General features: G+C 74.1%; 20 protein-coding genes and 1 tRNA gene. 7 read left to right on the forward strand and 14 right to left on the reverse strand.

Annotation, left to right across the window (positions count from 1 at the left end; all coding sequences use genetic code 11):
- Window positions 1-437: 437 nt before the first annotated feature.
- Window positions 438-2021: a gamma-glutamyltransferase family protein gene (locus ACERM0_RS17920; RefSeq protein ID WP_373679996.1), complete on the reverse strand. Its 1584-nt coding sequence runs from the start codon at window positions 2019-2021 to the stop codon at window positions 438-440.
- A gap of 105 nt (window positions 2022-2126) precedes the next feature.
- Between ACERM0_RS17920 and ACERM0_RS17925 the strand changes: the two genes are divergently transcribed.
- From ACERM0_RS17925 to ACERM0_RS17935, 3 genes are all read left to right on the forward strand, one after another.
- On the forward strand, window positions 2127-5096 hold the full coding sequence (locus ACERM0_RS17925; protein WP_373679997.1) for an FAD-binding and (Fe-S)-binding domain-containing protein: 2970 nt from the start codon (window positions 2127-2129) through the stop codon (window positions 5094-5096).
- Between the two features lie 51 nt (window positions 5097-5147).
- On the forward strand, window positions 5148-5825 hold the full coding sequence (locus tag ACERM0_RS17930) for an HNH endonuclease (protein WP_373679998.1): 678 nt from the start codon (window positions 5148-5150) through the stop codon (window positions 5823-5825).
- A gap of 26 nt (window positions 5826-5851) precedes the next feature.
- Window positions 5852-5936 (forward strand) — tRNA-Leu (locus ACERM0_RS17935).
- A gap of 114 nt (window positions 5937-6050) precedes the next feature.
- Here ACERM0_RS17935 and ACERM0_RS17940 read toward each other — a convergent pair.
- On the reverse strand, window positions 6051-7505 hold the full coding sequence (locus ACERM0_RS17940) for an NAD(P)H-hydrate epimerase (protein WP_373679999.1): 1455 nt from the start codon (window positions 7503-7505) through the stop codon (window positions 6051-6053).
- A gap of 201 nt (window positions 7506-7706) precedes the next feature.
- Here ACERM0_RS17940 and ACERM0_RS17945 point away from each other — a divergent pair, with 201 nt between their 5' ends.
- From ACERM0_RS17945 to ACERM0_RS17955, 3 genes are all read left to right on the forward strand, one after another.
- Window positions 7707-8147, forward strand: a complete 441-nt coding sequence (locus ACERM0_RS17945; protein WP_373680154.1) for a nucleoside deaminase — start codon at window positions 7707-7709, stop codon at window positions 8145-8147.
- Window positions 8140-9447: a cytosine permease gene (gene codB, locus ACERM0_RS17950; RefSeq protein ID WP_373680000.1), complete on the forward strand. Its 1308-nt coding sequence runs from the start codon at window positions 8140-8142 to the stop codon at window positions 9445-9447. The genes ACERM0_RS17945 and codB overlap by 8 nt, the downstream gene beginning before the upstream one ends.
- A gap of 96 nt (window positions 9448-9543) precedes the next feature.
- The gene (locus ACERM0_RS17955) at window positions 9544-10152 is read left to right on the forward strand and encodes a pentapeptide repeat-containing protein (protein ID WP_373680001.1); all 609 of its coding nucleotides are present in this window, start codon (window positions 9544-9546) and stop codon (window positions 10150-10152) included.
- A gap of 34 nt (window positions 10153-10186) precedes the next feature.
- Here the strand turns inward: ACERM0_RS17955 and ACERM0_RS17960 are convergent, their stop codons facing one another.
- The 11 genes from ACERM0_RS17960 to ACERM0_RS18010 form a co-directional block, all read right to left on the reverse strand.
- Window positions 10187-10471 carry a hypothetical protein gene (locus tag ACERM0_RS17960; protein ID WP_373680002.1) on the reverse strand — a complete coding sequence of 95 codons (285 nt, stop codon included), beginning with the start codon at window positions 10469-10471 and terminating at the stop codon, window positions 10187-10189.
- A gap of 144 nt (window positions 10472-10615) precedes the next feature.
- The gene (locus ACERM0_RS17965) at window positions 10616-11542 is read right to left on the reverse strand and encodes an exopolyphosphatase (protein ID WP_373680003.1); all 927 of its coding nucleotides are present in this window, start codon (window positions 11540-11542) and stop codon (window positions 10616-10618) included.
- Entirely contained in the window at window positions 11539-12135 is a 597-nt protein-coding gene (locus ACERM0_RS17970) for a DUF501 domain-containing protein (protein ID WP_373680004.1), read from the reverse strand. Before ACERM0_RS17970 ends, ACERM0_RS17965 begins: the two co-directional genes overlap by 4 nt.
- 104 nt (window positions 12136-12239) lie before the next feature.
- Window positions 12240-12650 (reverse strand): S1 RNA-binding domain-containing protein, encoded by a 411-nt coding sequence (locus ACERM0_RS17975; protein ID WP_373680005.1) that lies wholly within the window; start codon window positions 12648-12650, stop codon window positions 12240-12242.
- A gap of 284 nt (window positions 12651-12934) precedes the next feature.
- Entirely contained in the window at window positions 12935-13471 is a 537-nt protein-coding gene (locus ACERM0_RS17980; RefSeq protein ID WP_373680006.1) for a septum formation initiator family protein, read from the reverse strand.
- Entirely contained in the window at window positions 13468-14757 is a 1290-nt protein-coding gene (gene eno / locus ACERM0_RS17985; RefSeq protein WP_373680007.1) for a phosphopyruvate hydratase, read from the reverse strand. The genes ACERM0_RS17980 and eno overlap by 4 nt, the downstream gene beginning before the upstream one ends.
- A gap of 160 nt (window positions 14758-14917) precedes the next feature.
- Window positions 14918-15244, reverse strand: coding sequence for a hypothetical protein (locus ACERM0_RS17990; RefSeq protein ID WP_373680008.1), 327 nt, complete (start codon window positions 15242-15244; stop codon window positions 14918-14920).
- A 58-nt stretch (window positions 15245-15302) separates the two neighbouring features.
- The gene (mazG, locus tag ACERM0_RS17995) at window positions 15303-16514 is read right to left on the reverse strand and encodes a nucleoside triphosphate pyrophosphohydrolase (protein WP_373680009.1); all 1212 of its coding nucleotides are present in this window, start codon (window positions 16512-16514) and stop codon (window positions 15303-15305) included.
- On the reverse strand, window positions 16511-17500 hold the full coding sequence (locus ACERM0_RS18000) for a peptidylprolyl isomerase (protein WP_373680010.1): 990 nt from the start codon (window positions 17498-17500) through the stop codon (window positions 16511-16513). Before ACERM0_RS18000 ends, mazG begins: the two co-directional genes overlap by 4 nt.
- Window positions 17501-17577: 77 nt before the next feature.
- Complete coding sequence (locus ACERM0_RS18005) at window positions 17578-18351, reverse strand: hypothetical protein (protein ID WP_373680011.1); 774 nt, start codon at window positions 18349-18351, stop codon at window positions 17578-17580.
- 100 nt (window positions 18352-18451) lie between these two features.
- The gene (locus ACERM0_RS18010) at window positions 18452-21076 is read right to left on the reverse strand and encodes a fused MFS/spermidine synthase (protein WP_373680012.1); all 2625 of its coding nucleotides are present in this window, start codon (window positions 21074-21076) and stop codon (window positions 18452-18454) included.
- Between the two features lie 71 nt (window positions 21077-21147).
- Here ACERM0_RS18010 and ACERM0_RS18015 point away from each other — a divergent pair, with 71 nt between their 5' ends.
- On the forward strand, window positions 21148-21582 hold the full coding sequence (locus tag ACERM0_RS18015) for a Fur family transcriptional regulator (protein ID WP_373680013.1): 435 nt from the start codon (window positions 21148-21150) through the stop codon (window positions 21580-21582).
- On the opposite strand, the gene ACERM0_RS18020 is transcribed toward ACERM0_RS18015, so the two are convergent.
- Window positions 21579-22442 (reverse strand): metal ABC transporter permease, encoded by an 864-nt coding sequence (locus ACERM0_RS18020; RefSeq protein WP_373680014.1) that lies wholly within the window; start codon window positions 22440-22442, stop codon window positions 21579-21581. The two genes, ACERM0_RS18015 and ACERM0_RS18020, sit on opposite strands and share 4 nt — an antisense overlap.
- Window positions 22443-22471: the final 29 nt, after the last annotated feature.

The raw sequence follows: 22471 nt of genomic DNA on the forward strand, positions 1-22471 counted from the left end.
TTGCCGCCCTGTTGGTCACGCGTCCATGTGCCAGCGCGCCCACCCACTCCCTGACGATGGCCAGGTTTCGAGCATGCCGACTGCGGGGGCGAACCGCGCGTCCGCCCACTCCCTGAGCATGGCCAGGTTCCCGGCGTGGCGACGTCCGGGCCGGACCGCGCGCCAAACCGTCGGGCACGAGGTCGGACGAGCGACGCACGGTCGGCCCAGCGGGGCACCGGTGCGTCGGTGGCTCGACCATGCGTCACCGGCTCGACATCGAGGTTGCCGCGACCTTCCCCCGGGCTGTGTGACGCGCGCACCGCTCTGTAACGCCAGACACGCATCAGTGCTGATCTGGCGTCACACCGACGCGTTGACGTCGCAGGTCAACACGCCCGTTGCCGGGCGGCCGCTCAGCGACCTTTTCCCAACGCATCACACGGGCGTGACGGCCGTCAGTGGCCGATGGCGCCGCCCTCGCAGCGCGGGTCGCTGCCGGCCTCGTAGCCGCCGTGCACGACGCGGATCGCGTGGGCGTGACCGGCGTGGTGGGCACGGGCGGGCAGTTGCGTCACGGTGTGGCCGCGCCGGCGCAGTCCGGCCGCGATCATCGGATCCAGGTCGGCCTCGACGGCGACGGAGCCGTCGGCCACCTCGACGACGAAGCGCGGCGCCGACACCGCCGTCTGCGGGTCGGCGTGCCGGTCGAGCAGCTCGCCGAGCACCTGCACGTGGATCTGGGCCTGCGCGTCGCCGCCCATCGTGCCGAACACGTAGGCCGGCGCGCCGTCCCGCAGCGCCAGGGCGGGGATGAGCGTGTGCAGTGGCTGCTTGCCGGGCCCGATCGCGTTCGGGTCGGTCGGGTCGAGGCTGAAGTGAGCACCCCGGTCGTGCAGCCCGATGCCGGTGCCGGGCACGACCACGCCCGACCCGAACCCTACGAAGTTCGACTGGATCAGGCTCACGAGCAGGCCGTCACGGTCGGCCGTGCACAGGTAGGCGGTGCCGCCGGCGGCCGGGCGTGCCGGCGGCCAGTCCCCGGCCCGCTCGAAGTCGATCGCCTTGGCCATCGCGTCGAGGCGGGCCGGGGCGAGCAGGTCGTCGACCCCCACGCGCATGTGGTGCGGGTCGCCCACGTATTGTTCACGGTCGGCCAGCGCGGCGCGGATGGCCTCGACCTGCAGATGGGCGGCGACGGCGGGGTCCTCCGGCAACGCGTGGCCGAGGCGCTCCAGCAGGCTCAGCGCCGTCAGCGCCGTGACCCCCTGGGTCGGCGGTGGCAGTTCGAGGATCTCCAGGCCGCGGTAGTCGGCGGCGATCGGTTCGACCTGCCGCACCCGGTGCGCCGCGAGGTCCTGGGCGCTCATCGTGGAGCCGTGCCGCTGGAGCACCTCGACGATCGCGTCGGCGATACGGCCGCCGTAGAAACCGGCCGGACCGTCGTCGGCGATGGTGCGCAGCGTCGCCGCGAGGTCGTGCTGCACGAAGCGGCGCCCCGCCTCCATCTGCCCGTAGTGGTCCGCCCAGCCGGGCTGGTCGCCCAGGCGCGCCCGGGCCCGCTGCGGGTACTCGGCCCCGTGCGGGCTGAGCAGGAACCCTTCCTCGGCGAGCCGGACCGCCTCGCGCGCCACCTCGCCGAAGGAGCGGCTGCCGAACCGCTGCAACAGGTCGAACCAGCCCGCCACGGCACCGGGCACGGTGACGGGCAGGGCGCCGAACGTCGGCATCCCGTCGGTGCCCGGCATGGAGACCGTCGGGTCGCCGTGTCCGGCCTCGATGGCGTCGCGGATCGTCTCCGGGGTCGCACCGCGCGGTGCGGCGCCCACGCTGACGACCCCGTTGGCCTGCCCGTCCCAGACGATCGCGAGCAGGTCGCCGCCGACACCGCAGTGGTAGGGCGTCACGACGGCGAGCACCAGGTTCGCGGCCACAGCCGCGTCGACCGCGTTGCCGCCATCCGCGAGGACACGCGCGCCGGCACTGGAGGCGAGGTGGTGCGGGCTCGCCACGACACCGTGCGGGAACCACCGTGCGGTCACGTCGTCACCTCGTCATCGCCGGATCGGGGTCGGGCTCCCGGCGGCCGCGCGGCGGCCACCGGGGCGCGTCACCCTAGGCTGCGGCGGGCACGACCGGGAGCGACGGTGGGCGCGGGCAGGAGCACGGCGCAGCGGCTGGCCGAGCCGGCCGACGAGGCCACGCGGCAGGCGCTGGCGTTCGCGCTGCGCCGCGAGGTCGCGGGCGAGGTGCGCTTCGACCCCGGCAGCCGCCACCTGTTCGCGACCGACGCGTCCAACTACCGCCACGTGCCGTTGGGGGTCGTGACGCCGCGCCACGCCGACGACGTGGCGGCGACCCTCGCCGTCTGCCGTGACGCCGGGGTGCCGGTCACGATGCGCGGTGCCGGGACGTCGCTGGCCGGCCAGGCCACCAACACCGGCGTGGTGCTGGACGTGTCGCGCCACCTGGACCGGATCGAATGGGTCGACCCGGACGCGCGGCTCGCCCGCGTCGAGCCGGGCGTCGTGCTGGCCGCGCTGCAGGCGGCCGCCGCGCCGCACGGGCTGGCCTTCGGGCCCGATCCGTCGACGGCGGACCGCTGCACGCTGGGCGGGATGATCGGCAACGACGCCTGTGGACCCCACTCGCTGACGGCCGGCCGGACCGTGCACCAGGTGGAGGCGCTGGACGTGCTGCTCGCCGACGGCACGCGCGTCGAGGTGGCGTCGTGCGCACCGGACGACGCGCGGCGGCTGGCGGCCGAGGACGGGCCCATGGCCGCCCGCTGGCACGGGCTGCTGTCGCTTCGCGACGAGGTCGCCGGGCTGGTCCGCGACCGCTTCCCGCGTGTCCCACGCCGCGTGTCGGGCTACCACCTCGACCAGTTGCTGCATGCCGACCGTCTCGACGTCGCGCGGGCGCTGGTCGGCACGGAGGGCACCTGCGTGGTCGTGCTGGGCGCGACGGTGCGGCTCGTCCAGCGACCGGCCGCACGCGTGCAGGTCGTGTTGGGCTACCGGGACCTGATCGAGGCGGCCCGGCACGTCCCGGCACTGCTTCCCCATCGGCCGGCGGCGCTGGAGGGGATCGACGCCATGCTCGCCGCGGGAGCCGCCCGCCCGGGCCGGCTACGCCCGCGCGGCCTGGACGTGCTGCCCGAGGGCGGCGGCTGGCTGGTCGCGGAGTTCGGCGGCGGCACGGAGGCGGAGGCCCTGGACGCCGCACAAGGGCTCGTGCGCGGTCTCGCCGAGGTCGGTTCGCCGACCCATCGCCTGGTCCGCGACCCCGCCGACCAGCGGGCCGTGTGGCGCGTGCGGGCCGAGGGGCTGGGGGCCATCTCGGTGGCGCCCGGCCATGCGATGAAGCTGTCGGGCTGGGAGGACGCCGGCATCGCCCCGGCGCGGCTGGCCGCGTACCTCGCGGACCTCGACGGCCTGGTGCGTCGGCACGGCCTGGAGGCCGGCGTGTACGGCCACTTTGGCGACGGCTGCGTGCACACCAAGATCGACTTCGACCACACCACCCCCGACGGCGTCGCCACGTTCCGTCGCTTCGTCGAGGAGGCCGCCGACCTCGTCGTCGCCCACGGCGGGTCCCCGTCGGGCGAGCACGGCGACGGCCAGGCCCGCGCGGAACTGTACGAGCGGGTGTTCGGTCCCGAGCTCGTGGACGCGTTCCGCCGGTTCAAGTCGCTGTGGGACCCGACCGGCCTGCTGAACCCGGGCCGGCTGGTCGACCCCCTGCCGCTGGACGCCGACCTGCGTCTGCGGCCGCGGCAGCGGATGACGACGCCGACGGGCTGGTTCGCGCTGGCCGAGGACGACGGCGACCTCGCCGGTGGCGCCGCCCGCTGCGTCGGCATGGGCGTGTGCGTCCGCGACCAGGGCACCGGCACGATGTGCCCGTCGTGGATGGTCACGCACGACGAGCAGCACTCGACCCGCGGGCGGGCACACCTGCTGTTCGAGGTGCTGCGTCCCGACACCGACCTGGCCGGGCTGGACGACGCCCACCTGCATCAGGCGCTGGACCTGTGCCTGTCGTGCAAGGCCTGCAAGGCGGAGTGCCCGACCGGCGTCGACCTCGCCACCTTGAAGGCCGAGGTGCTGGCCCGCCACTACGCGGGGCGGCGGCGCCCGCCCGAGCACCTCGCCCTCGGGCGCGTGCGCTGGTGGTTGCGCGCGGGCTCGCGGCTGCCTCGGGTGGCCAACGCCGTGGCGGGCTCTCCGGTGACCCGCTGGCTGCGGCCCCGCGTCGGCGTCACCGCGCAGCGGCCGGTGCCGCGCCTGGCGCCGCAGCCGTTCTCCGCGTGGTGGCGGCGTCGCGGCGGCGCACGCGTCGACGGCCGGCCGGTGCTGTTGTTCGTGGACACGTTCACGGAGACGCTGACGCCGCGGATCGGCGCGGCGGCCGTCGAGGTGCTGGAGGCCGCCGGTCACCGGGTCGTCGTCGCCGACCGGCCGGTGTGCTGCGGGCGGCCGCTGTACGACCACGGGATGCTCGACGAGGCCGTGGCGACGCTGCGCCACCTCGTCCGGGTGCTGGGGCCCGCAGCCGCGGGTGAGGTCCCCATCGTGGGGCTGGAGCCGTCCTGTGTGGCCGCCCTGCGCGACGAGCTGCCGTCGCTGATGGCCGACGACCCGGCGGCAGCGGCGATCGCTGGGGCGACCCGGACGCTGGCGGAGCACCTCGTGGATCTCGACTGGCAGCCGCCCGTCGATCTGCGTGGGGACGCCGAGGTGCTGCTGCACCCCCATTGCCAGGGCCGCGCCGTGATGGGCACGGGCGCGGAGGCACGGCTGCTCGAACGCCTCGGTGCCCGCTGGCGCGACCTCGACGCCGGCTGCTGCGGGCTGGCCGGCTCGTTCGGCTACCGCGACGGCGAGCCGTACGACGTCTCGGTCGCCGCGGCCGAACGCAAGCTGCTGCCGTCGCTGCGGGCGGCGGCGCCGGACGCGCTGGTGCTCGCCGACGGGTTCTCCTGCCGGACCCAGGTCGACCACCTCGCCGGCGGCGACGTCCCGCGCCCGTACCACCTCGCCGAGATCCTGGCCACGCGGCTTGGACGGGATCGCCGCGGGTTGCTCGGCCGGGGTGTCACACCCCCCACGTAGGGTGGAACCCGTCAACGAAGAACCCGTGGGGGCGGGGAAGGACGCGACGTCGTGACCCGACGCCGCTACACCGAAGAGCAGTTCCGTGCCGCGGTCGCCGACCCGGCCACCAGGACCATCGCCGACCTCTGCCGCGCCCTGGGCCTCGTCCCCCGCGGTGCCAACTACGAAGGCGTGCGCCGCTTCGGACGGTCGCTCGACATCGATCTGAGTCACCTGGTCGAGGACTGGCGAGCGGCGGTTCCGGCCGACGAGCTCGCCGCTGCCGTCACGCGGGCGGTCTCGGGCGCCGAGGCGCTGCGGCTCCTCGGCTGGAAGGAATCCGGCAGCTCACGACGGTGGCTGGCGACACGGATTGCCCAACTCGAGCTCTCGACGGCACATTGGCGCGGGCAGGGCTGGGCGAGAGGACAGCGTCGGGCTCGGACCCCCCGACCCCTCCAGGAGCTGCTCGTGCAAGGACGACGTCTACCCGGAACCGAGATCCGACGCCGCTTGGTCGCGGAATCGATCTGGGAACATCGGTGCGCGGTGTGCCGCCGAACGACGTGGCAGGGGCAGGAGATCCCGCTCGAGGTAGACCACATCAACGGCGACCCATGGGACAACCGGCTGGAGAATCTGCGTCTGCTCTGCCCGAACTGTCACGCGCAGACACCGACCTACCGGGGCCGCAACCGTGGAGGTCGTCGGAGGGAAGCGCCAGCCGAGGCACCGGCCGACTCCTAGACTCCTGTCGGCCGAAATCCGGCTCCGCGGGCGTGGCGTAAGGGCAGCCGCAGGGGGCTTAAACCCCCCGGGGTCGCAAGACCCGTGTGGGTTCGAATCCCACCGCCCGCACCGCTGAATGGAGAATCTTCACGCTCGCCCGCTGGCCCGGGCACTGGCCGGTGCTCGGGGACGGCCCCGACCATCCGCCGCCGGGCGCGCTGCGTCCGCCCGCCGTGACGCCACTCACTCCACCGACCTCACCGTGCCCTGGTCGGGGGTGGCGGCGTCGGAGCCGGTCGCGTCGGCGGTCAGGCGCACCAGCGGACCGCTGGGGAAGGTCGCCGGCCGGTCGACGCCGGCGGCCCGCCAGGCCGCCGGCGGGATGCCGAGGTCGGCGAGGTACAGGTCGCCGACGTAGGCGTGCGAGATCCGCGGCAGCAGCCCCGCCGTCGGCGCGCCCAGCGCGACGGTGACGTCCGCGGTCACGCACGGGCCCTGCAGGCCGACGTCGGCCGACAGCCCCGACGGCAGGTCGAGGGCCACGACCGGCACGTCGTGCCGGCGCAGCCAGCCGGCCGCGACCTCGGGCAGGTCCCGCAGCGGCGGCACCGCCCCCACGCCGAGCATCGCGTCGACGACCACCTCGCCCGGCGAGCGGGCGTCGTCCAGCTGCTCGGGCGCGACCGTGTCGACACGCACCCCGGCGGCAGCCAGCAGGGTCTGCTGTTCCGGGAAGCGCGGCTCGCCGACCACCAGCACGTCCACCCGCGCCCCGGCGGCCAGCAGCAGCCGCGCCGCAGCCAACCCCCCGGCGCCGTTCTCGCTGGGGCCGGCCAGCACGGTCACGGTCAGGTCGTCCAGCTCCCCGCCACGCAGGCGGCGCACGGCGTGCGCCAGGGCGCGGCCGGCCTGTTCGGCACGCGTGAGCGGCCCCAGCCCGTGCTCGGTCAGCCAGGCCCGCATCGTCCGGACCTGGGCCGAGGTCACGTGGGCCAGCTCGCCCTGTGCCATCGCCGGCAGGCCACCTTCCAGGCGCGCGCGCCGCTCCCACGCCGGGACGTGCTCCCACGGGCGCACGGCCCGCGCGTCGCCCAGATCCATCGGCGCCAGGCCGTCGTTCCAGCCGTCCACGGCCGTGTCCAGCAGCAGCGCCATCACGACGGCGGTCGCGCCCCACAGCACGTCCTCGTCGAGCTGCCACGCCCACGCCGACCCGCCGACGCTGAGCGGGGTGTGCCGCCAGCGCTCCCGGTCCAGCAGTTGGGTGAGCGGCACCTCGAGGACCTCGTCGACCTCCCACGGGTTCTCCGTGAGCGGGTGCGGTTGGCGCCAGCGCCCCAACACCGGCGCGACCCAGAACCGCGACGGCGGGATGTAGAAGGTCGGTCCGACGCCGACCACCTCGACGGTGTGCCCCTTCAGGCCGATCTCCTCGCGTGCCTCGCGCAGCGCCGCCTCCTCGACGCTCTCGCCGGGATCGAGGCGGCCGCCCGGGAACGAGATCTGCCCGGGATGGGAGCGCAGGTCGCGCCGCCGCCGCGTCAGGACCACGCGCGGCCCGGCGGGCGTGTCCTCCAGCAGCACGAGCACCGCCCCCACCCGGGCCTCGGGTGGCGGGGTCCGCGCCTCGACCGGCACCTGCGCCAGCGCCGTGCGCAGCCGGCCCCAGAACGCCTCCGGTCCCAAGCGCTCGTCCATGTCCAGCCCTGCCGTCGCCGGCGCGCACCGTAGGCGGCGCGCGACGAGGCGGCAGGCGTTCGCGAGGTACCGGTCGGCATCTGGGCCAATGCCTCGCCTGGACGGCGCGTGCGTGGCAGGCTTCCCCGCAGGCCGCCCTGGGAGAACGCGGCCTGCGACGCTATGTGGCGGAGGCGTGCGGTGAGCGACATCGACGGATCCATGCTGCGCTCCTGGCTCGACGTGGCGCTCGAGGAGGCGGTCCAAGGGGCCGAGGAGGGCGGCATCCCGATCGGGGCCGCGCTGATCGGCGCCGACGGGCAGGTCCTAGGGCGCGGCCACAACCGGCGGGTCCAGGAGGACGACCCGTCCATCCACGGCGAGACCGACGCGTTCCGTCGGGCCGGGCGTCAACGCACCTATCGCGGCACGACGATGGTCACGACCCTCTCGCCGTGCTGGTACTGCTCCGGGCTGGTCCGCCAGTTCGGCATCTCACGCGTCGTCATCGGGGAGGCGCGCACCTTCCACGGGGGCCACGACTGGCTCGCCGAGCACGGGGTCGAGGTCCACGTGCTCGACGACCAGCGCTGCTTCGACCTCCTGCAGCGGTTCATCGCCGCCCATCCGGCGGTCTGGAACGAGGACATCGGTGATGAGTGACATGGCGGAGACGCGGGCGCCCAAGCCCGCGAAGCTCGATCCCGACTATCCCCTGCAGATCGTCCCGGCACGCGCACGCAAGAGCGTGTGGTCGCTCGGGATCGTCCTGCTCGGCTTCACCTTCTTCACGCCGACGATGCTGGCCGGGGCCGGCATCGCGCCCAACTTCTCGTTCACCGCCTTCCTCGGCGTGGCCCTGCTCGGCGCGGCCGTGCTCGGGGTCTACGTGTCGGTCCTGGGGGCCATCGGCGCCCGCACGGGGCTGACCACCGTGGTCATGTCGCGCTACGCGTTCGGCTCCAGCGGCGCCAAGCTGGTCTCACTGCTGCTCGGCGGGACCCAGATCGGCTGGTACGGCGTGACCGTCGCCACGCTCGCGCTGCTGACCCAGCAGGTCACCGGCCTGGACGGCCCCGTGTGGCGCTGGGTGCTCGTGATCGTCGGCGGAGCCGTCATGGGCGTCACCGCCTACTACGGCTATCGCGGCATGGAACTGCTGTCGATCGTGTCCGTCCCGCTGCTGCTGATCCTCGCCGGCTGGGTGACGTGGCGATCGATGCTGGAGATCGGCGACCAGGGCGGTCTGGGGGCCATCACCGGCAGCGGCGAGATGTCGATCGCCGTCGCGGTCACCGCAATCGTGGGCACGTTCGCCTCCGGAGGCACGCAGGCGCCGAACTGGACCCGATTCGCTCGCACGCCGGGACAGGGCTTCGGCTCGGCCGCCATCGCGTTCTTCCTCGGCGAGCTGCTGATGATCTTCTTCGGCGGCATCGGCGCGCTGGCCTTCGGCATCGGCGACTTCGTCGAGGTGCTGTTCGCGCTGAACCTCGTCGGCTGGGGCCTGGTCTTCCTCGTCGCCAACCTGTGGACCACCAACGACAACACCGCCTACAACTTCGGTGTCGCCGGCGCCGAGCTGTTCAACGCCAACACCAAGAAGCCGTTCGTGATCGGCGGGGTCGCCATCGGCACGCTGCTCGCGCTGCCCATCTACGACAACCTGATCGGCTACCTCGCATGGCTCGGGATCACCATCCCGGCCATCGGCGGGGTGATCATCGGCGACTTCCTGGCCAACTGGCGGCGCGGGATGCCCGAGCCGCTCCTCCACCGTTTCCCCGCCGTCCGCTGGGAGAACATCGCCGTGTATGCGGTGGCCACCTTCGTCGCCTGGCTCTCCAGCCGGCAGGGCTGGCTGATCCCGCCGATCAACGCGATCGTGCTGGCGGTCGTCGGCTCGTACCTCGTCGGCCGGCGGACGTCGCGTGACCTGGTGGTCCCCGAGACCTCGGCCTGACACCGGAACCCGCGGCGCGGCGCGCCAGGCTCCTCGCCGTCACGGTCGCGGCCTACCGTGGCCGGCGACCCCCCGACGGCGAGGAGCCGCTGCGCCATGCCCGCCCCCACGCCACCGCTCCAGCACGAGGACCTGGACCTGTGCGGCGAGGACCTGACCGACCAGGACCTCGACGGCGCCGTCTTCGAACGCTGCCTGCTGCGCCACGCGGACCTGTCGAGCGTGAGCACCGTGGGAGCGGTCTTCCGGGCCTGCGACTTCGCCAACGCGGACCTCAGCGCCTCGCGGCACGACGCCAGCGCGTTCGTGAACTGCCGCTTCGAGGGCGCCCGGCTGTCGACCGCCCGCTTCCGCGACTGCAAGCTCACCGGCAGCGAGTTCGTCGCCGCCACGCTCCTGGGTCTGGAGATCGACGGAGGCGACTGGTCCTACGTGAACCTTCGTGGCGCGGACCTGCGCGGCAGGCGGCTGTCCGGCCTGCGGCTGCCCCATGCCGATCTGGGCGGCGCCGACCTGCGCGACGCGGACCTGACCGGTGCCGACCTGACGGCCGCGAGCGTCCACGGCACCCGCCTGCACGGGGCCGACCTCACCGAGGCGCGCCTCGAGGGCGTCGCGCTGGTGGACGCCGACGTGGCCGGCGCCGTCCTCGACCTCGCGGGCGCGGTGCGGCTGGCCGAGTCCCTGGGTGCGGTGGTGCGGTGAGCGCCGGCGCTCGGCCGGTGTCCGGCCGGTGTCGTCACTCGCTGGTGTCCTCGACCCGCAACATGGTGCCGGTGGCGCGGAACGGCGCGCCGGACGTGAGGTCGTTGCCCTCGATGACGACGTCCATCTCGCCGAGGTGCTGTTCGACGGTGAAGCGCACCGTCTCGGCCAGCAGGCCGGCAACGTCGACGGTGCCGCTGTCGCGCAGCATCACCCCGTCCAACGTGGCCGGCGGCCCGGTCAGGGTGAGATGCACGGTCAACGGCACGGAGACGAGGTGCGTCGTCTCCTCGGCGAGCATGTCCGGCGACTCCTGCACGACGGTTCCTTCGAGGCGGTCTGCGGGGCGGGACGCTAGGGCAGCGCGCCCGCCGGTCCCCACGCGGCAGCAGTCACGTGCGCTGCCGGCAGCGGTTCCCGCCGAGTCCGCACCCCGGGAACTTCGGCGACACGGCCGGCGACGTCACGCCATGGACGCGGCGAGCCCGTCGAGGATGTCGGCCTCGCTGACCACGACCTCGTCGAAGCCGTAGCGCTCCGCCACGCGCGAGAGCACCAGGGCGCCGCCGTGGATGACGTCCTCGCGGCCCGGCTGGACCGGCCCGAGCCGCGCGCGTTCGGCGACCGGCATGGCCACCAGGCGTTCGGTGAGCTCGCGCAGCGCCGAGGTGGGCACCCGCGTGGCGTGGATGCGCTCCTCCTCGTAGGCGGGCAGGTCGAGGTGGAGCGCGGCCAGCGTCGTGGCGGTACCGGCGACCGCCACCAGCGACCGTGCCGTGCGCAGATCGGTGCCCCGCAGCGCCAGGCCGGCGTCGGCCTCGTCGAGCCGCTCGTCGACGAACGCGCGTGCGGCGACGAGCTCGGCGGCGGTCGGCGGGTCACCAGCCAGGTGGCGTTCGGTCAGCCGCACGCAGCCGAGTTGCAGCGACACGGCGCCGACGACCCGTCCGGCGTCGTCGCCGACCACCAGCTCCGTCGAGCCCCCGCCGACGTCCACGACGGCGGTGGGTGCCACGACGTCGACCGCGGCCGCGGCACCGGCGAAGGTCAACGCCGCCTCCTGGTCGCCGGTGAGCACCTCGGCGTCCACGCCGGCGATGTCGTGCACGCCGTCGAAGAAGCGGTCCCGGTCGGCCGCGTCGCGCACCGCGGAGGTGGCGGCGATCCGCACCCGGTCGGTGACCCCGGCGGCGACCCACTGGTCCCGGTAGCGGCGGATGGTGTCCAGCGTCCGCTGCAGCGCAGCGTCGTCGAGCCGGCCGTTGCGGTCCACGCCGGCACCGAGGCGGGTGATGGTCAGCTCGCGGGTGACGCGGTGACCGTCACCGTCGGTGACCAGCAGACGGACCGAGTTGGTCCCGACGTCCACGGCCGCACGGGACGCCGTCATCCGTCCCGCTCCATGCGCCGGGCGACCTCCTCGGCGCTCACGCACGGGCCGCGGCACGGCGCCGGCGTGCTGTGCTGCACGGTCCACTGCCCGACGACGTTGTCCCCGGTCGCCAGGGTGTGGCCGGCGTGGACGTGCAGGCACTTGATGTGCCCCGGCATGCCGCCGGCACCGGGGTCGCCGGGCAGCGGCTCACCGAGCGTGTCGCGGGTGGCGACGTAGCGCTCGTGCGCCGCCGCGTAGGCGGCGGCGAAGTCCTCGTCGGTCTGCAGACGCTCGTTGAGGCCGACCATGGCGTGGTCGGCCTCCAGCCGCCCCACCCGCGAGCGCATCACCGGGCAGGTGAGCCAGAACGTGGTGGGAAACGGCGTGCCGTCGTCCAGGCGCGGATCGACGCGCACCACCGTCGGCAGTCCGAACACGCACGTGTGCACGATCGCCGGGTTGCCGCGCGAGGGCCGCCCGAGTTGCGCGGACACGACCGCACGCGCATGGCGGTCGGCACGCGGCGCGGCCAGCGCCCGCTCGTAGGAGGCGTGCGGATCGGGCCGGACCGCGTCCGGCTGTGGGCCGCTGGCGAGCGGCGGCACCACCGCGACGTCCGGCGTCCCGTCGGGCGGGACGCCAGGGACGTCGTCGCGGCGCCCCGAGGCCGGGGCGGGCGGGGGGACGGGGCGCGCGGCCCCGCCGTGGGAGGTCACGAGCCGACGCGTCCGCGACGCTGCCGGCGGGCCTCACCCTGGATCATCTGCGACTTGTGCATGAAGCGCCGCAGACGCTTGTTGAAGTCCTTGTCGAGCTTCGACCGCAGGTTGACGGACTCCTCGTCCTGCCAATCCGGGTCGGCGCGCTTGATGGAGAGGTCGACCTTGCCGTCGTCCTTGACGTCGAGGACCTTGACGTCCACCTCGTCGCCTTCGGCGAGGTAGGCGTAGATGTTCTCGACGAAGTCGGCGTCGACCTCGGAAACGTGGACCAGCCCGGTGACGACGCCGCCGTCCTCGGTCGGAACCTCGACGAACGCGCCGTACTCCTCGAGCCGGACGACCTTGCCCTTGACGATCTGTCCCTGCAGTTGGACCAACTCCTGTGGGGCGCGTCGGCGCATCGCGCGAGAACGCCGTTGGGCCCCGGTCGTAGCCGCACGGGGGCGGCTTTCGGTGAGGGGATCCGGCTCGTGGAACCGAGAGCCGGGCGCGCGATAGGCGGGACCACAGCGGGTCCCGCACTCCTGAACGGTACGGAGCCGGCCGCCGGACAGCAAGACCGGCGGTGGGGACGATCGGTCTCGCAGCGCTCACCGCCGTGCGCCGCAGACCCGATCCCTCCGTGAGATGGCACGGATGGCATCCACTTTGGACGCAGAGCACTCACGTCCGCGACGGCCCGCGGTCAGCCGAGCCAGCCGTGGACGGCCTCCCACAGCCGGGCGTACCAGGCCTCGTCCGATGGCGGCGGCGCCTGCTCGCGCGGCGCCGTGATGCGCGGCCGCTCGACCTCCGGCGGGATGAGCGTGTAGGGCACCTCGCCCGGCCGGATGAAGCCCTGCTGCTCACGGGCCAGCAACTCGATGTTGGTGGGGTCCTGCAGGTCGCGTTGGCGCCGCTCGAGCTGGGCGTTGGCCTGCTCGAGCGCCTCGGCCTTGCCGGCCAGGCCGTCGACGCGCTCACGGGTGTCGAGGTAGCGCTGCGCCGGGCCGGACAGCATCAGCACCGACAGCACGACCGCGCCGACGAGCACGAGGATCAGCGGCCGGTCCCCGCGCACGGCGCGCTTGACGCCGCGGCGGGCGGCGCCGACCGCTTCCGTGACCCGGTGGGCGGCCAGCTGCACCGGCAGCGGCCCGCGACGGTCGCCCCCGCGACGGCGGCGGCGCTGCCGTCGCCGCAGCTCGCGGCGTTCGTCGGGGCGCGTCGACGGACCGGTCATGGACGGAACCGGGGGAACGCGCCGCGGCCGGCGTAGCGGGCGGTGTCGCCCAGCTCCTCCTCGATGCGCAGCAGCTGGTTGTACTTCGCGACGCGGTCGGAGCGCGCCGGTGCGCCGGTCTTTATCTGACCGGCGTTGGTGGCGACGGCGATGTCGGCGATGGTGGCGTCCTCGGTCTCGCCCGAACGGTGGCTGATCATCGCGGTCCACCCGGCCCGCTGGGCGAGGGAGACCGCGTCCAGGGTCTCGGTCAGCGAGCCGATCTGGTTGACCTTCACGAGCACGCTGTTCGCCGCCCGCTCGTCGATGCCGCGCTGCACGAAGGTCGGGTTGGTGACCAGCAGGTCGTCGCCGACCAGCTGGACCTGGTCCCCGAGGCGCTCGGTCAGCAGCTTCCAGCCGTCCCAGTCGCCCTCGTCGAGTCCGTCCTCGATGGACACGATCGGGTAGCGGTCGACGAGGTCGGCCCACAGCTCGACCATCTCCTCGGACGACAGCACCCGTCCCTCGCCCTCGAGGTGGTAGCTGCCGTCGCGGAACAGCTCGGACGTGGCCGGGTCCATGGCCAGGGCGACGTCCGTGCCGGCGGTGTAGCCGGCTGCGTCGATGGCCTCCATCAGCAGGTCGAGCGCCGCGCTGTTGGACGCCAGGTCGGGCGCGAAGCCGCCCTCGTCGCCCAGGCCGGTCGACAGGCCGCGGCCGTGCAGCACCTTCTTGAGCTGGTGGTAGATCTCCGCACCGACACGCAGCGCCTCGGAGAAGCTCGGGGCGCCGATCGGCGCGATCATGAACTCCTGGAAGTCGACGTTCGACTCCGCGTGGCTGCCGCCGTTGAGCACGTTCATCATCGGCACGGGCAGCAGGTGGGCGTTGGGGCCGCCGAGGTAGGCGTACAGCGGCAGGCCCGACGACTCGGCGGCGGCCTTGGCGGTCGCCAGCGACACGCCCAGGATCGCGTTGGCGCCGAGCTCGGCCTTGTTGTCGGTGCCGTCGAGGTCCAGCAGCAGCGCGTCGATCTCGCGCTGGCGCGTGGCATCCTGGCCCAGCAGTGCCGGTGCGATCGTCTCCTGGACGTTCTGGACGGCCTTGCGCACGCCCTTGCCGAGGTAGCGGTCACCACCGTCGCGCAGTTCGACGGCCTCGGCCTCGCCGGTGGACGCGCCCGAGGGAACGGCCGCACGGCCGAGGGTCCCGTCGACGAGGCCGACCTCGACCTCGACGGTCGGGTTGCCGCGGCTGTCCAGGATCTCGCGGGCGCGGACCAGTTCGATGGTGGTCAGGTCCATGGGTTCTCTACCTCGAAGGGGTCGGGCGCGACGGCGCGGTCCCCCGTGTCCGGGGCATCTCGACGTCCCTCGTCCGGGCCAGGACGGTACGTCACGCTTCCGCGCATTCGAAACAACATCTACACGAACGATCGCCCGGGGGGCCCGGGAACCGCAGAGCTCAGGCCTGCAGGCGCCAGATCCGCCGGGCAACGGCCGCGGCGACCACGCCGGCCACCAGCCCGCGTGCGGCGCCCCGGCCGCGCCGGGCGCGGGTGGCACCGACCAGCGCGCCCGCCAGCCCCGCGCCCGCCACGATCACCGTGTCGGTCGGGAACGGGCGCCGGTCCGTCTGCCACCGGGTGAGCTCGGCGACGCCGGCGTCGGCGTCCCAGCCGGCGAGCACGTCGCGGTCCTGGCCGCGCACGGACTCGGGCGCCAGGTCGGGCGGGCGCACGCTCGCGGCCGTGGAGGGTTCGGCCGCGGCGGCGACGGGATCGACGGGCATCTGGATCCTCGGGAACGGGCGGCGGGAGCGGGCAGCGTAGTGGCGGCCGCGGACCGGGTCAGTCCGGTGACTTGACCTCGTCCCAGAGCTCGAGCCAGGTGTCGCGGCTGAGGTCGTCGATGGGCAGTTCCCGCTTCGCGGCCAGGGCGAGCATCGCCTCGAAGCGGCCTCGGAACTTGCGTCCGGCGGCCCGCGCGGCCGCTTCCGGGTCCACGCCCAGGGTGCGGGCCAGGCCCACCACGGCGCCGAGCAGGTCGCCGAACTCCTCGAGGCGGGCGTCCTCGTCGGCCTCGAGCAGCTCGTCGAGCTCCTCTCGGACGCGGGCGGCGGGCTCGGCGGGCTCGCCCCAGTCGAAGCCCCGCTTGGCGGCCTTGCGTTCCAGCGTCTCCAGGAACATCAGACCGGGCAGCGCGGGTGGCACGCCGTCGAACGGGCTGCTGCGCCCGGCCTTCTCCTGCGCCTTGAGCTCGTCCCAGTTGCGCTGCACGTCCTGCGCCGTGGCCGCCTCCACGTCCCCGAAGACGTGGGGGTGGCGCCGCACGAGCTTGTCGACGATGCCGCGGGTGACGTCGTCGATGGCGAAGGCACCGCGGTCGCGAGCCACCTGCGCGTGGAAGACGACCTGCAGCAGCACGTCGCCGAGCTCCTCCTGGATATCGAGGTCGTGCCCGCGTTCGATGGCGTCGATGAGTTCGTAGGTCTCCTCGACGAGGTACTTCTGCAGCGAGCGGTGGTCCTGCTCCAGGTCCCACGGGCAGCCGTGTTCGGGGTCGCGCAGGCGGCGCAGCACGTCCACCAGCTTCACGAACTCCGCGCCGGCCGGCTGCTGCACCAGGAAGACGAACTCCACCTCGGCCTCGTAGGCGGGCGCCTGGCCCCCGAGCGTGGGCCCGAGGCCCTCGTCGCCGGGGCCGAGCAGATAGACCGCCACGCCCTCGCGGGCGGCGTGCTCGAGCAGGGCCTTGGCGATACGGCGGTCCTCGGGACTGCCGGGCTTGGTCAGGTCGAGCTCGGCCCGGCCCAGCGTGGCCGGTGCCAGGGCCTCGAGGTCCAACCCCGCGAAGTACAGGTGCCGCGCGCTGGGATGGGTGTCGGGGTCGCGCAGGTGGACGACCGAGGCCGCGGCGAGCGCGTCCCAGGCCTGGAAGGGCAGCAGGCCCGGGAGGGCGTCCGAGGTCTCCACGAGCACCACCCGGGGCGGCTCGGCGCCGGGCCCGCCGGCGTCCGCTCCGGCCGCCTCGGGCCGTCCGGGATCGCCGTCGGCGCTCATTCCTCGACCGGCGCGTCGAGCGACTCCTCGAGCAGTTCGTCCTGGCCCGGCTGCTGGGCTGGGTCGGCGCCCTCGCCGACGCGGCCCGGCTCGACGACCATCTGCTGGGCCGGGTCCCACTGCCCGAGACCGGCGCCGACGTTCACGTCGGCGTCGGCGAACGCGGTCGCCAACAGCTGGTCGACCTGCGCCTGGGCGGCCTGCTGCGGGTCGCCGCCGCCGACGGCCTGGTCGAGGGTGCCGGTGTCGGTCACCTCGAGGACGTGGAAGCCGAACTGCGACTCCACCGGCCCGACGACCTCGCCGACCTGCGCCGACCACACCGCGTCCTCGAACTCCTGGACGTAGGCACCGCGCGGGTTCGCGCCGAGGTCGCCACCCTGTGCGCCGCTGCCGGGGTCGACCGAGCGCTCCTGCGCCAGCTCGGCGAAGTCCGCACCGTCGTCGAGCTCGTCGACGATCTCCTGGGCCTCTTCCTGCGTCTCCACGAGGATGTGGCGGACGGTGCGGGTCTCCACCTCCTCGACGTCGACGCCGCCGGCGAGCTCCTCGCGCAGGACGTCGAGCCGGAGGCTGGCCGGGATCAGCACGTCGCGGTACAGATCGACGGTGAGGCCGGTCTGTTGCGTGGCGAGCAGCTCCGCGAGCCCCTCCTCGCCGCCGTAGGCCTCCAGCTCCTCCTCGTAGCGGGCCTGCTCGTCGGCCTCGCTGACCTCGATCCCGCGCTCGTCGGCGAGGTTGCGGATGATCTGGGCCTGGATGAGGAAGCTCAGGACGCGACGCTGGGTGTCGCCGACCGCCTGGTTGCGCTGCTGCGTGTCGGTTCCGGCGGTGTCGGCCGTCAGCTCGCGGACGGCGTCCTCCAGCCGCTCGCGCGGGATGGTCTGGCCGTCGACCGTGGCGGCGGCACCCGGGGCCGCCGCGGCACCGCATCCGGCGAGCATGGCGGCGAGCACGGCGGCTGACAGCAGGGAACGGATGCGCACGGGGAGGTACTCCAGCAAGCGGGGCGGCCGGCGACGCGGCCGGGCGAACGACGACGACGACGCGTCGGCGGGCGAGTCTACTGCCTCGCCCGCCCCCGGCCCGGTTCGATCGCGAGCATCGGGCGGGCCGGGGCGGACGCAGCCGGACAGGCCGGGCAGGGCACGTCGAGGCGGTGCCGCTCGCAGCAGCGGCCGCGGACCCGTTCGTAGCGCACGTGCCCGTCGACGGCGACCGCCTCCAGACGGGCGCGCTGGGTGAGCGGCGGGCGGCCGTCGAGCAGCAGCACCAGCTCCGCGGCGGCGGTGACGGTGTCACCGAGCACCGCCCCGAGCTCCATGCCGACGTCCTCGAGGGTGTCGGCGACCACCAGCCAGCCGACCTCCTCGGCGAGGCCGACGCCCGCGCACCACGGCCCCACGAGCGGGGCGAGACAGGCGACCAACCCGTCGCGGGCGGCGCGGCGCGTCGCCGCACGGCGGTCGCCGGCCGCCAGCTCCATCGGCAGCCAGCCGACACCGCGGACGGCCGGCCCGGCACCCCAGCCGAGGGCGACCCGGTCGGCGACCAGCAGTGGCACACGGCCGGCCACCTGCGAGGCGGCCAGCACCGGGCGGACGACGGCGGCGGTCACGTCGCTGACCGCGGCGACCGTGGCCGCCGCGTCCTCGTCGGGACCGTGGCCGAGCCCGAGTGCCGCACGCCAACGGCCCTCGACCAGCGCCCGCAGCTCGGACTCCTCGGCCAGTTCGGTGAGTGTGGCCACCAGCGCTGCCCGCGGGTAGCCGAGGCTGGTGTCGAGGCAGAGGTGGCGGGCGTGCAGGCGGGCGAGCAGGCCGTCCGTCGGGGACATGGTCTCCCTCGCGAGGCGGGCGTTCGCGGGCGCGACGCGGTGAGGTGAGGTGAGGCAGGTTAGGTAAGCCTAATCTCAGTCCGCGTTGGCGGCAAGGGCGTCATCGGTCGGGGTCGAACCGTCGCGCCGGCGTCGTGGGCGTGCCCGCGACGTCGCTGGCGCCGCGGAAGCGCTCGCCGGCTCGGGCGGCGGCCTCGCGCCGGCCAGCGTCCTGCGCCCAGACGTGCGCCGACCAGGCCCGACCCGCGGCCACCTCGGCGAGCTGTGCGTCGGTCAGCCCCGCGAGGTACGGGTCGGCGGCGGGCGGCGCACCGGCGAGCAGGGCGTCGTAGAGACGCTCCCTCGCGTCACCGACCAGGAACTCGGCCCGCCCGACCCGCGCCTCACGGTGGGTACGAGGGGCCGTGTACTCCACGACCGGGCGGGCGTCGGTGTTGACCGGCGCGTCGGCGAACACCCCGGCCGAGGTGGCGTTGCCGGCGTACAGGCGCAGCACGAGCGCCTCGAGCTCCGCCGCGGAGGCGTCCGGGGCCAGCCGCCGCCCGGCCGCCACCGACGCGTCCAGGTCCAGCGGTGCGTCGTCGGTGTGCCCGACCAGGGCGATGACGGACCGCTGCGCGAAGAAGTCGCCGCGCCAGACGACCACCCGGTCGAAGACCTCCCCCATGGTCCGAGCCACGGAGCCGAGCTCGGCGTCGGACACCTGGTAGAGCGGCATCCACTGCACGTACGCGCCGCCGGGAGTGAGGCGGTCACGGGCGGTGGCGTAGTGCTCACGCGTGTAGAGGTTGCCGGTGCCCGCCTTCCACGGGGTGAACAGGTCACTCACGACGAGGTCGTAGCGTTCCTGGCTGCGACGCAGGCAGTTTCGGCCGTCCTCGGCGTGGACCTCGACCCGTTCGTCCTCGAAGAGGCCGTTGACCCAGCGTGTGAAGTGGTCGCGGGCCGCGTCGACCACCTCGGCGAGCAGTTCGCAGACCACCACCCGCTCCACCGGCAGGTCGAGCGCCGCCCCGGCGGTGATGCCGGTGCCCATGCCGAGGTAGAAGACCGAGTCCGCCTCGGGGTGCGCGAGCAGCGGGATCAGCGTCTGGTCGCGCTCGGCGTGACGGGCCCCCGACGAGCCGAGCGTGTAGTAGTTGTTGACGCGGATCGCGCGGCTGCCGCTGCCGGTCTCCACCACGGCGACGGTCGCCTGCGGCCCCTCGCGGACCTCCAGCACCCGTTCCGTGCGGGCGGGCCGCACGCTCAACGTGTCGAAGTCGCGCGGCACCGCCACCACCAGCGCCCCGGTCACCGCGGCCGCCGCCAGACCGGCCGCCGCCGGCCGCCAGCCGATCCTCGGGCGCACGGCCAGCGCCGCCAGCAGCAGCACGTAGCCGCCCGCGACGATCACCAGACTCGCCCACGCACCGACCAGCGGCAGCAGCACGAACCCGGCCGCCAGTGACCCGACGATCGAGCCGACCGTGTTGACCGCGACCAGGCGGCCGACCAGCGCGCCAGGTGCGTCGCCGCGACCCTCCACGGCGCGCAGCAGGTAGGGCAACGTCACGCCCAGCACCGTGCCCGGACCCAGCATCACCACGGCCGCCAGCACGGCGACGGCGGCGAGGTAGCCCGCCCACCCGAGGTCGGCGCCGACGTAGGCGAGCCCGTCGGTGGCGGTGTGGAACAACCACGGCGAGGTCGCGGTTACCACGGCGGAGGCGACCAGCAGCGCAGCCAGGACGGTCCGTGGCGACACCCGCCGCAGCCGCGCCAGCCCGTTGGCGACGGCCGCACCCAGCGCGAGCGCCGCGAGGAACGTCGCCAGCACCAGCGCATAGGTGTAAGCCGAGTTCTGCAGCACCTGCGCGAACAGGCGCGTCCACACGATCTCCACGGCCAGCGTGGCGAAGCCCGACACGAACGCCACGGCGGTGACGGCGAGCGGGAAGCGGGCCGGAGCCGTGGACCCGACGGCGGTCCCCGTCACCGGCGCGCCCTCCGGCACCGACACCTCCGGTGATGCTCCCACCGGCCGGGGCGGGGCCGGCGCCGGAGCGGCCGGCACCTCGTCGGCCACCCGGGCGGTGCGCGCGAGGGCGATGGCGGCCACGCCGACGGTGAGGTCGATGCCGACCGCCAGCAGGTAGGCCCGGTCGAAGCCGAGGTACAGCGGCAGCACGAAGCCGGCGGCCAGCGCGCCAGTCGCCGATCCGGCCGTGTTGACCCCATACAACCGGCTGCCGAGCACCCCGAGCCGGTCGGGTGCCCGAACGACGTGCTGGACCATCAGCGGCAGGGTGCCGCCCATCAGGAACGACGGCGGCAGCAGCACGACAGTCGCGACCAGGAGCTTGGCGGCCAGGTCCAGCGTGGGATCGGCACCGACCAGCGCGTACAGCCGCGGGTAGAGGGCCGCGTAGACGTCGAGCAGCACGAAGTGGCCCAGCGCCGTCAGCGCCACGCCGACCTCCAGGCGGCCGAAGCCGACCAACGGCGAGCGCTGACGGGCGGCGCGCCGGCCCCACACCAGCCCACCCAGCGCGAGCCCCGCGAAGAAGATCGCCACGGTCAGGGCCGCGGCCTGCGCGGTACTGCCCAGCAGCAGCCCGAGCTGGCGCGCCCAGAGGACCTGGTAGACGAGCGCGGCGAAGCCGGAGCAGAACAACAGGAGCAACAGCAGGGGTGCGCCACCCCACGTCGGTGGGGTCGCGGTCGCCCGACCGTCACGGCTCATCGGTGGACGCCCGTCCCGCGGGTGCCCGCTGCTGGTGGGACCATTCCGAGAACGTGCCCTATGCTGCGCCCATGAGCACGGACGTCCACGACATCGTCGACGAGCAACTGCGTCGCAGCCGCCAGCGTTACACGGGCGGCCGACGGCAGCTCGTCCAGCTGCTGATGGACGCGGGCCGTCCCGTCACCATCCCGGAGCTGCAGGAGCATGGCGCCCGGCAGTCCCAGAGCTCGCTGTACCGCAACCTCGCGACCCTCGAGCAGTGCGGTGCCGTGCGCCGCCTCGCGTCCACCGACGACGTGGCGCGCTACGAGTTGACCGAGGAGCTGTCGGAGCACCATCACCACCTGCTGTGCTCGTTGTGTGGCCGGCTGGAGGACGTCGTGCTGCCGCCGCGGATCGAGAAGGCACTGGCCGAGGCCGCCGAGGAGGCCCGCCGGCAGACCGACTTCGACGTGGACTCGCACCGCTTCGAGCTCGTGGGCACCTGCGCCGGGTGCGGCTAGGCGGCCACGGGCTCGCGGTCGCGGCGCCCCCGCAACGCCCGCACCCGTGCGGCCGTCTCCTTCGCGGCCAGCACGAGGAAGAACATCAGCACGGTCAGCCCGGCGATCGTCGCGGCGGTGGCGGTCCCGAGGTGGAAGCTGACGAGGAGTCCGGTGACCACCGCGACGGCGCCGAGCAGCATCGCCACGCCCATCATGACCGGCACGCGGCGGGAGACCAGCGCCGCGGTGGCGGGGGGCGCGACGATGAAGGCGAACACCAGCATCGTGCCCACCGTGCGGAACGAGCTGATGATCACGGTCGCGATCAGCGCCAGCATGGCGAGGTGGGCCAGGCCCGGGCGCAACCCCAGCACCTCGGCCTTCGCCCGGCTGAAGGAGAGCACGAGGAAGGGGCGGTAGAGGGCGACGGTCACGACCACGGTCACCAGCGTGGCGATCGCCACCGTGCGCAGGTGGGCCGAGGTGACCCCGATCGGGTCGCCGAACAGGATCGTCGTGAGGTCGCCGGCGTAGGCGCCGCCGCGCGAGATGATCGCGACACCCGCCGCCAGCATGCCCACGAACAGCAGGCCGATGGCGGTGTCGTCGCCCAGGCGGCTACGGGCGCTGGCCAGCGTCACGCCACCGATCATCACGCCGGCGCTGATGGCCCCGCCCAGCAGCAGGTTGCCGCCGAAGATGTAGGCGACGGCGATCCCGGGCAGCACACCGTGCGCCAGGGCGTCGCCCATGAAGGCCATGCCGCGCATGACGACCCAGGTGCCGATCAGCGAACTCGCCACGACGGTGAGCAGGCCCGCGTACAACGCGTTGCGCATGAACGCGAACGCGAAGGGGTCGAGCAGCAGGTCGGGCACGGGCGTTTCTCGCGAACGATGGAACGACG

Origin of the sequence: Egicoccus sp. AB-alg2 (assembly GCF_041821065.1) — a bacterium.
GTDB lineage: Bacteria > Actinomycetota > Nitriliruptoria > Nitriliruptorales > Nitriliruptoraceae > Egicoccus.